12 protein-coding genes are annotated in these 15,070 nt (G+C 49.9%); 6 read left to right on the forward strand and 6 right to left on the reverse strand.

Going from position 1 to position 15,070, the window contains the following annotated elements; all coding sequences use genetic code 11:
• Window positions 1-16: 16 nt before the first annotated feature.
• Together trpS and OC187_RS03500 are read right to left on the reverse strand one after the other, a co-directional pair.
• On the reverse strand, window positions 17-1,021 hold the full coding sequence (gene trpS, locus OC187_RS03495; protein WP_262997622.1) for a tryptophan--tRNA ligase: 1,005 nt from the start codon (window positions 1,019-1,021) through the stop codon (window positions 17-19).
• Complete coding sequence (locus OC187_RS03500; protein WP_262997623.1) at window positions 1,018-1,647, reverse strand: nucleotide exchange factor GrpE; 630 nt, start codon at window positions 1,645-1,647, stop codon at window positions 1,018-1,020. The genes trpS and OC187_RS03500 overlap by 4 nt, the downstream gene beginning before the upstream one ends.
• 80 nt (window positions 1,648-1,727) lie before the next feature.
• Between OC187_RS03500 and ribD the strand changes: the two genes are divergently transcribed.
• Window positions 1,728-2,822: a bifunctional diaminohydroxyphosphoribosylaminopyrimidine deaminase/5-amino-6-(5-phosphoribosylamino)uracil reductase RibD gene (gene ribD, locus OC187_RS03505; protein ID WP_262997634.1), complete on the forward strand. Its 1,095-nt coding sequence runs from the start codon at window positions 1,728-1,730 to the stop codon at window positions 2,820-2,822.
• A 182-nt stretch (window positions 2,823-3,004) separates the two neighbouring features.
• Here the strand turns inward: ribD and OC187_RS03510 are convergent, their stop codons facing one another.
• Window positions 3,005-4,681, reverse strand: coding sequence for a CTP synthase (locus OC187_RS03510; protein WP_262997624.1), 1,677 nt, complete (start codon window positions 4,679-4,681; stop codon window positions 3,005-3,007).
• Between the two features lie 14 nt (window positions 4,682-4,695).
• On the reverse strand, window positions 4,696-5,004 hold the full coding sequence (gene secG, locus OC187_RS03515; RefSeq protein ID WP_262997625.1) for a preprotein translocase subunit SecG: 309 nt from the start codon (window positions 5,002-5,004) through the stop codon (window positions 4,696-4,698).
• A gap of 273 nt (window positions 5,005-5,277) precedes the next feature.
• Here secG and OC187_RS03520 point away from each other — a divergent pair, with 273 nt between their 5' ends.
• Together OC187_RS03520 and OC187_RS03525 are read left to right on the forward strand one after the other, a co-directional pair.
• A complete protein-coding gene (locus OC187_RS03520; RefSeq protein ID WP_262997626.1) occupies window positions 5,278-5,433 on the forward strand; it encodes a hypothetical protein in 156 nt (51 codons plus the stop codon).
• Window positions 5,426-6,370: a tyrosine recombinase gene (locus tag OC187_RS03525; RefSeq protein WP_262997627.1), complete on the forward strand. Its 945-nt coding sequence runs from the start codon at window positions 5,426-5,428 to the stop codon at window positions 6,368-6,370. Before OC187_RS03520 ends, OC187_RS03525 begins: the two co-directional genes overlap by 8 nt.
• A gap of 17 nt (window positions 6,371-6,387) precedes the next feature.
• On the opposite strand, the gene OC187_RS03530 is transcribed toward OC187_RS03525, so the two are convergent.
• Window positions 6,388-7,062, reverse strand: a complete 675-nt coding sequence (locus OC187_RS03530; RefSeq protein ID WP_262997628.1) for an ABC transporter ATP-binding protein — start codon at window positions 7,060-7,062, stop codon at window positions 6,388-6,390.
• A gap of 388 nt (window positions 7,063-7,450) precedes the next feature.
• On the opposite strand from OC187_RS03530, the gene OC187_RS03535 reads away from it, so the two are divergent.
• The 3 genes from OC187_RS03535 (at window position 7,451) to OC187_RS03545 (ending at window position 14,324) form a co-directional block, all read left to right on the forward strand.
• Window positions 7,451-9,703: an NADP-dependent malic enzyme gene (locus OC187_RS03535; RefSeq protein ID WP_263008604.1), complete on the forward strand. Its 2,253-nt coding sequence runs from the start codon at window positions 7,451-7,453 to the stop codon at window positions 9,701-9,703.
• A gap of 161 nt (window positions 9,704-9,864) precedes the next feature.
• Window positions 9,865-12,567, forward strand: a complete 2,703-nt coding sequence (locus tag OC187_RS03540) for an AsmA family protein (protein WP_262997630.1) — start codon at window positions 9,865-9,867, stop codon at window positions 12,565-12,567.
• 239 nt (window positions 12,568-12,806) lie between these two features.
• Window positions 12,807-14,324, forward strand: a complete 1,518-nt coding sequence (locus OC187_RS03545; protein ID WP_262997631.1) for a proton-conducting transporter transmembrane domain-containing protein — start codon at window positions 12,807-12,809, stop codon at window positions 14,322-14,324.
• A 16-nt stretch (window positions 14,325-14,340) separates the two neighbouring features.
• On the opposite strand, the gene OC187_RS03550 is transcribed toward OC187_RS03545, so the two are convergent.
• Window positions 14,341-14,646, reverse strand: a complete 306-nt coding sequence (locus OC187_RS03550; RefSeq protein WP_262997632.1) for a hypothetical protein — start codon at window positions 14,644-14,646, stop codon at window positions 14,341-14,343.
• Between the last annotated feature and the right edge of the window lie 424 nt (window positions 14,647-15,070).

A 15,070-nucleotide genomic window follows, 5' to 3' on the forward strand; every position in this document is an offset into this window, starting at 1 on the left:
GAGCTTTTTCCGCAGACTACCAACTATTGCCACGAAGTCCGATAATCTCCTTTATCTCCGTAATGTGCCTGCGTGCCAGCGCTCGAGCGGCGTCATTCCCTGCGGCAACTACTTTGTGCATATATGCTGTATCGCGCGCCAGATCTTTGATTCTTTCTCTAATAGGGGTAATTTCCCGTATGAGCAGATCCGCCAGTGCCTCTTTAAATTCTTTGGTGCCACTGGTGGCGAACTCTAGACAAACCTTCTCTTTTGTTGTTCCTGCAAGTATCGCAAATATGTTAACCAGGTTGTTCATTTCTGGTCTTTCGCTTAAGCCTTCAAGCGAGAGACCAAATATGCTGTCTGTGGCAGCGCGCCGGACTTTTTGAGCTATTTTGTCGTCGTCATCATCCAGGTTTATGCGCGAAGCATCAGACGTATCAGACTTGCTCATTTTCCTTCTACCGTCTCTGAGACTCATGATCCGCGCCGCATTATCAAAGTTAAGCACCTCAGGAATAGGAAAATAATCAATCCCATATGTTGTATTGAACACCCTTGCAATATCTTGGGTCAGCTCTATGTGCTGCCTTTGGTCATGGCCCACGGGCACCATATTTGTTTTGTATAACAGTATGTCAGCCGCCATCAACACTGGGTACCCGTACAACCCCATGCTTGGTGTGTAGGCTCTGTCCCGACTTTTGTCCTTGAACTGAGTCATACGGTTTAGCCACCCTACGGGGGTTATGCACCCCAATATCCAGTAGAGCTCAGAATGCTCTGGAACCGAGGACTGAATGAACAGCACTGACTTCTCTGGATTAACGCCGCAAGCTATGTACGCGGCAAGGAGACTGACTGCCCTAGAGTGCAGCGCACCTCCCATACCCGCATTCCCCGCGGTGAGTGCGTGAAGATCAACCACGCAGAAAAGACACTTGTCTGAACCCTGAAGGCCAACCCACCCGCGTATCGCACCCAGATAATTTCCCAGGTGCGGCACACCACCGCTGGGTTGCACCCCGGAGAATATCATTCTTGTTTCGACACTATAACCAATGCTGGGCGCAAAACCTTGTCATGAATAGTATACCCAGCCTGTATCACTTCTAAAACCGTCCCAGAGGGCTTGTCGCGATCAATGGCCTGCGTTACTGCTTTGTGGAATCTAGGATCAAACTGTTCGCCTAGAGGAAAGACCCTTGCAATACCATGACCGGTCAAAGTGCTCATGAGGCCGTCCCACGTCATCTTAACGCCGGCATGCACATTATCATCGTCGCTGAGGTTTTTTAGAGATGCCTCCAAGTTGTCGCAAGAAGCTATAAGATCACGTGCAAAGTCAGAGACAGCAAACATCTTTGCTTCTTCCAGCTCCTTCTGAACCACGCGCTCTAGATTTTTGCTGTCAGCAACTACGAGCTGCAACTGACTGCGCAAACGCTCAACCTCAGCCCTAAGCTTTTCAAGCTCAGCAACATCCGAGGCTACCCTGCTCTGAGCTTTGCCACCGACACCAGCTGCAAACTTCCCTGCAGGACCCTGTTTTTTTTCTGACATGGAGCCAGAGTGTCTGGCTTTATGGGGTGTTTCCGCACCGGAACCCGCAGGCGCAGCACCTCCCCGCTGCTGTTCGGGATTAACGCGTCTCTCTTCAGCCATAGCTCAAAAACTTTTACACACGAACCTGAGGAGTATATATTGACTTTGTGGGTCTTTTCAAGAGTAAAAGCGGCTCTACCATGTTCCATGATGAGAGATTTATGTCCATCGCGCTTAGGTTAGCGCGCAGGGGATTGGGAAATACGTGGCCAAACCCGGCTGTGGGATGCGTCGTCACCAATGCTGGAAGTATTGTAGGCAGGGGATGGACGGACACGGGAGGGAGGCCACATGCTGAAGTTATGGCCCTGAGATGTGCGGGGAAGGCGGCAGTTGGCGCGACAGTATACGTCACTCTAGAGCCATGCTGCCACCATGGGCAAACGGGGCCATGTGCTGCCGCGCTCGTTGATGCAGGGGTGCGTGAGGTGGTGATAGCCGCGTACGATCCGGACAAGCGGGTATCCGGACAGGGTGTGAGATTCCTCATGGAGTCTGGTTTGGAAGTTAAGCTTGGGGTAATGCAACAACAAGCTGCGGAGCTCAATGCGGGGTTCTTCTATCGTATTGCGAAGGGAAGACCGTACATAACAGCGAAGCTGGCCACTACTCTTGACGGGAAGATTTCCCTACCAAGCAATGACGATAGGTGGATTACCGGAGAGTTGACGCGCAAGTGGGTTCATAAACAGAGAGCCATGCACGACGGAATTATGGTGGGCAGCAATACCGTAGTTGCTGATGATCCGATGCTGGACTGCAGGCTGCCAGGCCTGGAAAAGCACTCACCAGTGAGGATAATAGTAGACCGTTCCTGCAAACTCCGCACCCACCACACGGTGATTGGCACCTCTGACATAATGCCAACGTACATAGCTACCGACAATGACGATTACGAAGCGTTGCATGCTGTGAGGTATCTTAAGGTACATAAAAAGGGGGATTTCCTCACTAACACGATAACGGCGCTTACGGAGGAATTGGGAATCACTAGGCTGTTTGTTGAAGGTGGTGGTGTGCTTATTACCGAGCTTCTTAAAAGGAAATTGATAGATCGATTTATTTGGTGCAGGGCAAATAAAATTTGCGGGGCCGGAGGTGTCGCATCCATCCTGGATCTCAGCTCACTACCGAGGGGATATTGCAACTTTACAAAAGTGCAGACCCTAGTATTCATGGATGATGCTGTGGACATTTTTAACGTTTCTTTTTCTGATGCAGCAAAAGTAGCGTAGCGACCCACGGCGAATTCACTGTTGCCAGGCGTCTAGAGATACGAGGTCAGTAGGGTGAGCTCTCCTGTTGAGATATACCCAAGTCATGGTATGGACGCAGGAGCCCACAATTTCAGGACGAAACTCCGGGAAGCCACCGAAAACGCAATGCTGCGCCACTCTCTTTTTATTATATAGTAACGCTACAACACAGCGCTGCTGTCTGGTAACGCAGCCGACACGGGTTGGTGCCTCAGCCTGTTTTGCCTTACTAACAGTGTGCTTTGCACAAAAGACATAAAAAGGGGATGGGAGGCAAATGGACTTGACTTAAACTCCGGGTGAAACTGCACACCTATAAACCACGGATGTGACTGCAGCTCCAACACTTCAACCAGCCCGTGAGGGTCCGATGTACCTGTAAAAGACATCCCGTGCTCCTCCAAAATATGCTGGTACTTGGGATTTATACCGTAACGGTGCCTACACCGTTCGTTGATTGCCGTACTACCATATATAGACGCAATCCTGGAGCCCGCATTCAGGTTATAAGTGTACGACCCAAGCCTCATACTGCCACCAAGCAAACGCTCCCCATTCTTGTCCTTCTGCAGCCAGGGTAGCTCGACAACAACAGGGTTTTTGCAGTCCTTATTAAACTCTGTGGAGCTTGCATCCTCAAGTTTTGCCACATTGAGTGCGAACTCTACATAGGCGAGCTGCATTCCCATGCATATGCCAAGCATGGGGATACCGTGAGTGCGGGCGTACCTAATGGCTAGAATCTTCCCGGCAACCCCGTCATCACCAAACCCCCCGGGAACCAGCACACCGTCTACATCGCATATATCAGATTCCCTGACGGGTAGGCGAGAGTTTATCCATCTTATTTGTACTTTAATTTCACTGTGCATTCCGGCATGGTCCAGCGCCTCAGTCAGAGATGTATAGGCATCAAGAAACTTTGTGTACTTCCCTATAATGGCTATGGTCACAACCTCCTTGGTGTTTCCGAGCATGCTGATTACACTTTCCCACTTGGCCAAGTCGGGTTCCGGGGCGCTTACCCCGAAATGACTAAGTATCTGTGTGTCGAGCTTGCGTGCGTGGTACATGACTGGCAGCTTGTATATGCTATCAACATCCAAGGCTGGAATCACATTGTCCGCGCGTACGTTACAAAAGTTTGCTATCTTGGTACTCTGATACTGCGGTAGGGGCGCCTTGCTACGATACAGCAATATGTCTGGCTGTATTCCCAGGGAGCTGAGCTCCTTAACCGAGTGTTGAGTAGGCTTGGTTTTCAGCTCTTGTGAGGACCCTATGTAGGGAACCAGAGTGAGGTGCACAAACACCGTGAAGTTTTTACTCAGCCTGTAACTTACTTGACGTATAGATTCCAAGAAAGGCTGGCTCTCGATGTCGCCAACGGTGCCTCCGATCTCACAAACGATAAAGTCAGCCCCAGCGTCATTACTCAAGATGAAGGAAATTATTAGGTCTGTTACGTGGGGTATCACCTGTACGGTATGCCCCAAATAGTCTCCACGTCTTTCCTTCGCAAGCAACTGCTGGTATATCCTCCCAGCGGTAACGTTGTCTTTTTTAGTGGTGTTTACTCCAGTAAAGCGCTCATAATTACCCAGGTCCAGGTCGGTTTCACCGCCGTCATCCGTGACAAACACCTCCCCATGCTGAGCTGGGCTCATGGTGCCTGGATCTACGTTCAGATACGGATCCAGCTTTCTAAGGTGTACCTTGAAGCCCCGAGCCTGGAGTAGCGCGCCTATGGAAGCCGTTGCTAGCCCCTTTCCCAACGAAGACACAACACCACCCGTAACAAATATGAAGCGCGTGTTGCGATCACCCTCTGCTGACATAAACCCCCAAAAGTCTATTCGAAAGGAACCTCGCTGCTGTCGGACGCCTGTCCAGAAATTGCCTCGGCCTTGCTTACGACAGAAACCTCCCGAACACGTCGCGCATTAGTCCCCACAAGCAGGATGGTATTGACGATAAAGGCAGTGGCCACAACTGCGGTGAGTCTGGCTATAAAACTAGAGGAGGAACTCTTACCAAACATTGAGCCAAGGTTGCACTGAGGGCCACCAAACCCTCCCAGAGTATCAGACTCAGGAGACTGCAGTAGCACCAGAAGAACCAGTAAAAACGCCAGGAACACCTGCGCGGCTGTTAGAAACATAGGGCAAGAGACAAACGACACTCGGGAAGGCTATAGCATTTATGTGCTACAGTCAAGAAATTGTTCCGTGGTGCGCCACATTGCGGCCTCCACAAGCAAGTGCAGGCACCGCCCCAGCGCAACAACCAGAACATGCACAACTGTAAGCGCATTACAATTAACAGTTAATACTATAATACTACGTGCGTGTTTGATATGTCTATCTCTTACCAATTGACATTGGGGCTTTTAAATTTAACATCCATCGTAATGTACAGTTAGTTTTTGTGCTTGATGAAGATAAGGCTTAACAAGAGGAGAAGGCTACTTGCGCTTTTGATGGCATGTGGATTTATACTGTGGCTGATCCACAGCTACAAGATGCGTGAGGGTGCTAGAATGCTGTCCACAGAAGAACACAGGGAGATAGTATTAAAGCTATATGAATGATGAGCGTTGCTTAAACGTATTTCTCGAGTCGCTGATATCGGGTAGGTGTGTCTCTCCCAACACTAGCGGCAGTTATAGGTGTGATTTAAAGGATTTGGGTGAATTCCTAAATAGGCGCAATCTCCGGATGGTGGATGCAAGCGCTGAAGACCTGTACCTGTACGTTAGGAATCTGAATAACAGGGGTTACAGTTCCGCAACTGTGGCCAGGAGGGTTTCCGCCATTAGGGGGCTGTATAGCTTTTTGTACAACGATCAAGTAATAGACGGAAACCCCGCAGCTAATTTGGATTCCTGTAAGCTTAAGCGCCCCTTACCGAGGGTGCTAACCTTGGAGGAGGTGGACAAGTTGCTTTGCGCCGCCGGATCTGATTCTTCCGCAGAGGGGAAGAGAGTCGCCGCCATAACAAACATAATGTATTCTTCGGGCGTTAGGGTCTCGGAACTCGTGCACCTCGGGTTGTATGAAATAGAATCTATGTTGAAGGGGCAGAGCTCAGATGTTGGGCATGTCATTATACGGGGAAAGGCAGGAAAAGAGCGCCTCGTTTTACTTAATGAGATTGCCATGTGTAGCATAGTGGCCTATCTTGCAGTAAGAAGGTACTTCATTTCGGAGAAGAAATCAGAATCGAAGTGGTTGTTTCCTGGTGCAAAGTTTGACCAGTGTATAAGTAGGCAGAGGGTTGGTCAGTTGCTGAAAGCGCTAGCTGTGTCTGCTGGCATTGACCCAAAGCGGGTGTCGCCACACAAGCTGAGGCACTCGTTTGCCACGCACCTGTTGAATAACGGGTCCAATGTGGTTTTTATCCAGAAAATGCTGGGGCATGCAAGTTTGTCAACTACCCAAATCTACACCCACGTTGCGAACGATAAACTCAAAACAACGCTACAAGCATTTCATCCCTTTGCGAAGAGCCCCCCAAAAAGTAGCTGAGTTTCAAAGCACGTTGTCTACAGCTCGGTTAGCACTCCGTTGTCCAGCATGAATACACGGTCAGATTTTTTGGCCAGACCGTGGTCATGCGTAGCGGTAAGACCGGCGAGGTTTTTTGCCTTTATATGCTTATGTAGCACCGAAAATACAGTTTCGGACATCTGTGGGTCCAGGCTTCCCGTCGGCTCGTCTGCCAATATGATAGCTGGAGAGTTTGCTATGCCCCTTGCAACTGCAACTCTCTGTCTTTCGCCGCCAGACAGGTCTGAGATTCTACATTCGGCCTTGTCGCGCAATCCAACTTCTTCGAGTATTGCCATTGCGGTAGCAGCTGCAGACTTTGTCCCCACGCCCAGAATTCTCTGAGGCAGCATCACGTTTTCCAGCACTGAGAGCTCCTGTAACAGATGGTGGAACTGGTACACAAACCCCATGGACCTCCTGCGCACTAGAGTTCTGGTTCTATCACCTACAGACGTGCATACTATGCCGTTTACAACTACAGTACCTGAGGTTGGAATTTCAAGTAGGCTTGCTATGTGCAGTAGCGTACTTTTCCCGGAGCCGGAGTGCCCTATTATTGCGACGAACTCTCCACGTTTTATTTTCAGGTTTACGTTTGACAATACGCATGCCTGGTTGTCTTTCCCGTAGCATTTGCTCACATTAAGGATTTCTAGTACTGTGGCCACAAAGAACCCCGAAAAAGTAAGTTAGCACAAGCCGACAGTATACCAATTACAGCCACTGGGCAACTACTGAAGGAGCCCTATTAGAGCAAGAGCTGCATGTGGCTCCAGGATTGTGTCGTAGTTCGGGTGCACACCGGTCATGGATGACACTAACACTATGAAAGGTCATGTCTAGGGGCGTTCCAGTATCACAAAGTAAGTTACGCGCTTGCGGCTGTAGTACGGCTTTGCGGCTAGTAACACACACCAGTCAGGCTACATAACTTGCACGACTGAAAGTATAGTAGTTACCGGTTCATGCAGGTTGGTGACTATATGATTTAAAAAGTTGCTAGTGGGAGGAGCGCGGTGTATACCCTATCCGTTCGGTGGTTAACGCGCAGTTCTTATGGGCGATTTTTCAGAAAGAGACAGAGAAGCACTAGAATTTCACTGCAAGAGGAGGCCGGGGAAAGTTTCTTTGCTGCCCACTAAACCCCTCATGACGCAGAGTGATCTCTCGCTGGCCTACTCTCCGGGCGTTGCTGTGCCATGCCTGAAAATAGCTTCCGATCCGGATTCTGTATACGACTACACTGCCAAGGGTAACTATGTTGCTGTGATCTCCAATGGCACGGCGGTCCTGGGACTGGGGAATATAGGCCCTCTGGCATCCAAGCCGGTGATGGAGGGCAAGGCTGTTTTGTTCAAGCGCTTTGCTGATATTGACGCAGTGGATATAGAGGTCGACACGGAGGATGTTGAAGAGTTTATAAACGCGGTGAAATACCTGGGTCTGAGCTGGGGTGGCATCAACTTGGAGGATATACGTGCTCCGGAGTGCTTCATCATAGAAAAGCGCCTGAGTGAGCTGATGGATATCCCTGTGTTTCACGATGACCAGCACGGGACCGCAATTATAGCGCTTGCCGGAATTATAAACGCACTTGATATTACTGGTAGAAACCTGAAAAGCGTGAAAGTAGTTGTAAACGGTGCTGGTGCTGCGGGTATAGCGTGCGTTGAGATGTTGAAGTTTGTTGGCATTCCGAACGACAATATAGTCCTGTGTGATCAGAACGGTGTGATATACAAAGAGCGGCAGCTCGGGATGAACGAGTGGAAGCTCAAGCACGCAATCGAAACCAAGGAAAGGGATCTGAAAGACGCCATGAAGGGGGCAGATATATTCGTGGGGCTGTCTGTGCGCGATGTCTTGAGCAAAGAGATGCTGCTGGCTATGAATAAAGATCCAATAATTTTCGCCTTGGCGAATCCATATCCGGAGGTTAATCCAGAATTTGCTAGGGAGACGCGCCCTGACGCGATTATCGCCACTGGTAGATCTGACTACAGTAACCAGATCAACAATGTTATGGGCTTTCCATACATATTCCGTGGGGCCCTGGATGTGCGAGCAAAGTCTGTGAATAACGAGATGAAATTAGCTGCAGCCAAGGCTTTAGCAATGTTGGCTAGAGAGGTCGTGAGTGATGAGGTCTTGGAGGCTTATGGCGGGCGCTGCATGGGTTATGGTAAGGAGTACATAATTCCTACTCCGTTTGACCCCAGACTTCTGTCTGTAGTGTCTCCTGCAGTTGCTAAGGCTGCCATGGACTCGGGGGTGGCCAGAGAGAAAATTGAAGACTGGGGTCGCTACACCATGGAGCTTAATTCCAGGGTTTCCCCTACCTCCAACATCTTGAATCTCATGTATGGCTCCGTGAAGAGTACGCAGCAGCGTGTTATATTCCCGGAGGGTGAAGAAATAAGGGTGATAAAAGCCGCTCTGCAGTGGTACGGACAGGGTTATGGCACACCTGTGCTAGTGGGTAGGGCCGACAAGATAAAGGAGGGGCTTGACCGAATAGGAGTGGATTCTCTTGAGGGGATTACCATAGCAAATGCCGCGATTTCCTCGCGCAATGATGTGTATATAGACTACCTGTACGGAAGACTTCAGCGTATGGGGCGCTTACACCGTAGCTGCGTCAGGGATGTTAAAACAGACAGGAACGTTTTTGCTGCCTGCATGTTGGCGTGTGGTGACGGAGACACCTTAGTTACTGGTATAACCCGTGGGTATAGCGAGTCTCTCTCGGACATTCGTAAGGTGATCGACACGCGCGGTGAAGTGTTCGGCCTGTCCATCATTGTTATGGAAGAGCGTACGCTCTTCATTGCTGATACAGCTATCAACGAGTCACCTACCTCTCAGCAACTGGCTGACATAGCGATAAAGGCTGCTGCGATTGCGCGGCGCATGGGACATGAGCCAAGAGTTGCTTTTCTATCGTTCTCAAACTTTGGTAGTCACTCTCAGCAGGAGTCTGAACGGATTAGAGAGTGTATGAGCGTTGTGGCAAGCCGCAGCGTAGATTTTGAATATGATGGCGAAATGTCAGTGGATGTTGCATTGAAGCCCGAATCGCTGTCTTTGTATCCATTCTGCAAGTTGAGTAAGCCAGCAAACGTTCTGATAATGCCTAGTCTATACAGTGCGAGTATATCTTCTAAATTATTGCAGGAGGTCGGCAGGGTAACTGTTGTTGGGCCGATTCTTGTTGGCATGGAGAAACCAGTTCAGATCGTTCAAATGACTGCTTCAGTGTCCGAAATCCTGAATCTTGCGGTTCTTTCCACGCTTTCCCATTCTATATAGCAAGCCTGCCCTTGCGGTTTGTGTTGCAAGCGTGGGCAATGGGCCTGTTCACGGTGCAACGCGTTTGCGGCACTTACCCTAGCGTGCATGCGTATGTGCCATATTGGTGAAGTAGCTTTTACCGTGGTTTTTACATATTCTTAAGCTGTTGGTGAATATAAGTGGGCGATACTTTCGGTATACTGATGAGATTTTTGGGGCGCTTGTGTTGTTGTGTGCTGGTGCTATGCGCAGCTCTGGTTTCTGCGCCCCACTTAGTGGATTGGAATACCCGCTATGGTGACTATGTCTTCAAGCAGCTTGGAGCAGCCACTGGTGGCAGTGGCGCTGTAATCAAGGCCATAGGGAACATAGAAGGTAGTCTGCTGCTCCCCAAGCTTACAGTCCACAACCTGTATGTGGAGTGTAGCGAAGATTCCACTGGGTGTCCGGGCACGCTTTCGGTTGATAGAGTAGAGCTTGGTATCGATCCACTATCACTACTTACAGGTAGTCCCAAAGTACGCACAATCAGCGTATACGGGTTGCGCACCAGTGTTGGGAGGCTCGCAAGTATTGTGGGGTCTCAGACTGGGCGTGATGGGCAGCAGTTGCAGATTTTTGACTCTGCCATAGCTATGGGGGGAGCTGTGAGTGCTTCTGCCACTGCGCACAACGTAGTAAACGTAAAGAGTGCGGTGGTAAGATCCCACGGGCGGACGCTACTAGGTGATGCCGTACTTAAGATTGGCAGCGCCCAATATACCCTCTCCTCGAAGTGGGAACACAGGAGCGTTGGTGGCGCAGTTGACGTAAAAATGACTTCTCACAGCACAAGTGTGGTACTGCGCGGAAACAGCAAGGGGGAAAGCCTGCTGGACGCCTTCGACGCCAAACTCGAGGCCAAGACTAGCAATCTTTCAGAGCTGGCGCAAACCGTTGCGGCCATTACGAATTACGGGGTTCTGAGATCTGTGTCCTCCGTTGAGGGGATGGTACTATCCGCTGAAATCAAATCTGCTAGGGATAGTGGGTTTGAAGTCAGGGACCTGAGTATGAAAAGCCAGAGCGTGTCTGGAACTTTGGAGTTGGTGTGTACAAAGGCTCCTTTCTGCAAAGCAGCACTTAATTTCTCCTCAATCGACCTAGATGCGCTGTTGCCCGGGGGCCTGGCAGAGCAGGATTCTTATGCGAATTTCCAGGGTTCGGAGCACTTTGCTTTGATTCCGTCTTGGCTTGATGCAGCAGTTGGGTTAGACGTTAGGGAAATAAACTACAGAGGGGGCGCGTCGAGAAACCTTATGGCCCAGATCTCTGTGAGGCAAGGTAGGATAGCAGTCGATAGACTATTGCTTGATCTCCCTGGTAAGAACAATCACCTGAGTATTAGCGGGGTGACTTCTGAAGATACAGGTAGCATCGTGCCCCGGTTTGTAGGCGCTCTGAACGTACAAGGAGATGATGTTGATACTATTGTGTCCTGGCTGCTGCCCCTGCGCGCTGATCTCCAACGAAGGATGCAGGGTAAGAAGTTTGCCCTCACTGGTGGGCTATACTTGGCGCCCCGTATTTTTTCCCTACTCGGTGCAAGGATGTATGCCGGCGACACTCACCTACACGGAAATTTCAAGTATAAGTACGGGAAGAGGGGCGGTGAGGTCATGGGTGACGTGGCCATGAGTAATTTCGATATAGGCGGGTACGGCTTCGACGAAGACTTTGATGTTAAGCGCGATGTAATGGGCTTTACGTGGTTGAGGAGTGTGGGTTGTCCGGTGAAGCTCTCAGTAAAGCTACAAGACTTTTCAGTAGGTTCCGGGTTCGTCAAGGAGCTTAGCTTCCTAGCAAACCTATCGCAGCACAAGATAAGCGTGGAAAAAATCAATCTGCTTGCAGTTGATGAGCATGGCAACCCATCTGACCTTGAGGGACGTGCAAGCGTTGCTCTGAGCAGTCGTGGTATGCGGCCAAAGGTATTTTTGAACCTTAAGAGCGAAAGATACAGCAATGCTTTTTTGCGTCTTCCCAAGTTTATTGAACGTGGACAGGTGCGAGTGGGCACCAGTGCCGAGGGTGACAGCAGCAGAGGGGAAAAAGCGGAAAGATTTCTGTGGTCCAACAAGCCGATTGACCTCTCTAGCTTTGAGGGTTTGGATGGCAGCGTTGAGATACATGTTAAGAGCCTGTCCCTTGGTGATCGGACGTTTTCGGATTTTACGTGGCTTTCCACCTTAAAGGAAGGTGTCATGTCCATGGACAAACTTCACTTTACTCAGGGCAAGAGTGGCGTAGTTAACATTAGCGGCAACATCGGCATGGGAGAGGTTTCTTCTCTATCTCTAGTTGTTTCCGCTTCTGATATGTCTATAGAAGCAAATGAGGATGCACAACACTCGAAGGTGAGTGGACAGATAAGCGTAAGTGGCAGCCTCCAGACGCAGGGTAGGAGCATGGTTGAGCTGGTCAATGCCCTGAAGGGAAAGATTAAGTTTGCGGCTAGGGGGCTAGACATCGTTGGTATAGACCTGAACGGGTTCATTGAGGACTTGTTTGTGGCTGAGAGTAAATCCGAGATTGCATCTCTCGCGCGCGTACACATTTACAGGGGTGACACACTTTTTGAAAAGTTGGACGGGGAATCTCAAATAGATAGGGGTTCTCTCACCTCCGCTTTGCAGTTTAGGATAGGCAATGCTGCGGGCTCGGCCTCTGTCAACCTTTCCATACCACAGCTTGCTGTGGTTGGTCTCTTTAGATTTTTCTTCATTCCTCCGGAGAGTGAGTCCCCCGTACATATGGACATGAACCTACAGGGGTATGTATGGCAGCCGAATCCTACTTTTGACATAGACAGTTTATACGATATCGTCAGAAGCAGTAGATAACACCTGATAGAGTGCGTCACATCCGGTTGTTGCGGCTGAACCTAGTTGGGCTCCCGTCACGAATGCAGCATTCCGTTCCGCACAATACCGCCAACGTCTGTATGGCTCGCATTTGGGGGTGTGCACAGTGCCGGCAACCTACAGACCGGCTCCGCCATTTTGTTTTTTAAAGTATATATTGTAAACACGGTGCTTTTGGTATAAGGATTCAGGGTGCCGTGCTGAGGTGAAAGGAACGCGTGATTGGCGCTTTAAAGAGTCATTTAACTATACTGCAGGTAATTTTGCCGTTGATGTCAGCTGTTGTGTGCTCTCTGTTACGTGGCAGGGTGGCATTGGCGCAGACAGTGTCCTTTGGGGCAGTTCTTGCATCGTTTCTGATATCACTAGCACTGTTTGTCCAAGTTGGCAATGGTGGGCCCATTACATACAAAGTAGGGGGATGGGGCTCTCCATACGGAATAGAACTACGGGTAGATTTACTAAGCGCAACCATGCTGCTTCTGGTCGGGTTCATAGGCATTATGAGCGTTATTTATGGGATATATCCCAGTCGTAGGGAACTTTCCTCCGATAGGGTGCCCAGATTCTACGCAGCGTTTTTACTTGCCTTTGGAGGCATGCTTGGAATACTGGTTTCGCATGACGTGTTTAATGTTTATGTATTCTTGGAAATTGCATCAATATCCTCCTACGTTTTGGTTGCCATAGGTGGCGACAAACGCTCAGTTGCTTCTGCATTTGAGTATCTAGTCATGGGTACAGTGGGCGCAACATTTTACCTTATAGGCATCGGGTTTTTATACGCCGCTACCGGCACTCTGAATATGGGCGATATGTTCACAGTATTGCAGGACATACCCATCAATAGAGCCATACAAGCTGGTATTCTGTGCGTGATCCTGGGTTTGGTTATGAAAGCTGCGCTGTTCCCGTTTCATGGATGGATGATAAAAGCATATTCCACAGCCCCGGCTTTCGTCATAGTCTTTCTGTCCGGTATAGCCGCAAAAGTTATGGTGTACTTAGTAATCAGGGTTGTGTACAGCGTTTTCGGTGCACGGTTGGTGTTCACGGAGCTACCTTTTGGTACTGCATTACTGACACTTGCTGCGCTCGCCACGGTTCTTACTTCCATCGTTGCAGCTATGAGTAAGGATATGCGGGGCGTCCTCGCGTATTCCAGCGCTGCCAATGTCGGTTGCATAATTCTTGCTGTCTGTATTAACACGTATTCCGGGCTTGCAGCTGCTGTTGCTTATATGGTAAATCACAGCATTGTTAAGTCCGCACTATTTATGGTTTCTGGGGGGATAGCCTATCACTTTGACGATAACAAAGTGGGCAGCAAGTATCTTAGTCTGAGCAGGGCGCTCCCGCACATAACGTCTGCTTTCGTGTTACTTGCACTGAGTTTGGTTGGAATGCCACCCACCGTAGGGTTTGTGGCAAAGTGGCACATGCTGAGCTCGTTCATGGATGCACGCGCCTTTACGGGGCTTATAGTGCTCTCTGTGGGTTCCGTGTGTTCCGTTATCTACACGTGGCGCGTGGTGGAACACCTATACTTTTCTTCCCAAGCAGCCGAAGCCTGTGCCAACGACATCGCGCTCAAGACACCGAGGATGATGACGCTCTGCATCTGGGTCATGGCCTTCTTCGGGTTCATCGCCGGGGCCTACCCGCTACCGCTAACTTCAGTCTCCGAGCAAATAGCCGCAGACCTCCTCCTACACTCGAACAGTAGCTTATTGTAATAGTACAGAGGAAAGGCTATCTGCCTCTCCCCTTGCTGGATGCCGCAAAAACCTGAGAAACACACTCCACCCCTATGACTCTTCCAGGGATCGAATAACGTTCATCAATGTACGGCGATACCGCATGCTGCGGAGGCTTGGAACTCTTACTACCTGCCGGCACAGAAAACCCACTGCCTCCACTAAATACCTTTGACTTCTTCCTTCCCCTCTTACTGCGCCTCGCATCCCACGCTATAAACTGGTTTACCGCGTAGGTCAGCAGCACATACAAAACAACCGCAAATGTGGCGAGGAATACCACACTCCCAACACTAGGCATCAGGACATAACCACAAAAATACACACAACACGGCGGAGGACACTCCGCACCCCTCGTGGCACAACCACTGGGGCATTGTATAGTAACAGCTAGAAAAAGTCAATTGAACTTGGCTTGACCTGTTCCGCAAGTCGCATAGTTTAAGATTTAGTCAGGACTTGGGTTATGTTGAGACTGTACTATTGCTGCAATGTGGCTGCTTTGTGCCTGAGCCTGAAAATGGGTGCCACCTCTCGGTGCCGCTTTGTTACCCGGATTGTGCAACTGGGACGCGCGGGCAGGAAGCAGTGTCTTTCATGCTCTGTTAGGAGGGCGCACGCAGAACTGACGATGCGGGGAAATGGTCTCCAAGCCACATACAAAACCTCGCAATTTTTACCCACAGTCCAAGCAAGATTACTCACCCCCTGCACAGTCGCTGCAT

It is taken from the genome of Anaplasma capra (assembly GCF_025628805.1).
GTDB classification, from domain to species: Bacteria; Pseudomonadota; Alphaproteobacteria; order Rickettsiales; family Anaplasmataceae; genus Anaplasma; species Anaplasma capra.

Bases quoted from the DNA above. Each gene is read 5' to 3' on its own strand.
- OC187_RS03500 (WP_262997623.1), bottom strand. From the start codon at position 1,647: ATGGCTGAAGAGAGACGCGTTAATCCCGAACAGCAGCGGGGAGGTGCT.
- OC187_RS03510 (WP_262997624.1), bottom strand. From the start codon at position 4,681: ATGTCAGCAGAGGGTGATCGCAACACGCGCTTCATATTTGTTACGGGT.
- secG (WP_262997625.1), bottom strand. From the start codon at position 5,004: ATGTTTCTAACAGCCGCGCAGGTGTTCCTGGCGTTTTTACTGGTTCTT.
- OC187_RS03550 (WP_262997632.1), bottom strand. From the start codon at position 14,646: ATGCCTAGTGTTGGGAGTGTGGTATTCCTCGCCACATTTGCGGTTGTT.
- OC187_RS03520 (WP_262997626.1), top strand. From the start codon at position 5,278: ATGAAGATAAGGCTTAACAAGAGGAGAAGGCTACTTGCGCTTTTGATG.
- OC187_RS03535 (WP_263008604.1), top strand. From the start codon at position 7,451: ATGGGCGATTTTTCAGAAAGAGACAGAGAAGCACTAGAATTTCACTGC.
- OC187_RS03525 (WP_262997627.1), top strand. From the start codon at position 5,426: ATGAATGATGAGCGTTGCTTAAACGTATTTCTCGAGTCGCTGATATCG.
- ribD (WP_262997634.1), top strand. From the start codon at position 1,728: ATGTTCCATGATGAGAGATTTATGTCCATCGCGCTTAGGTTAGCGCGC.
- trpS (WP_262997622.1), bottom strand. From the start codon at position 1,021: ATGATATTCTCCGGGGTGCAACCCAGCGGTGGTGTGCCGCACCTGGGA.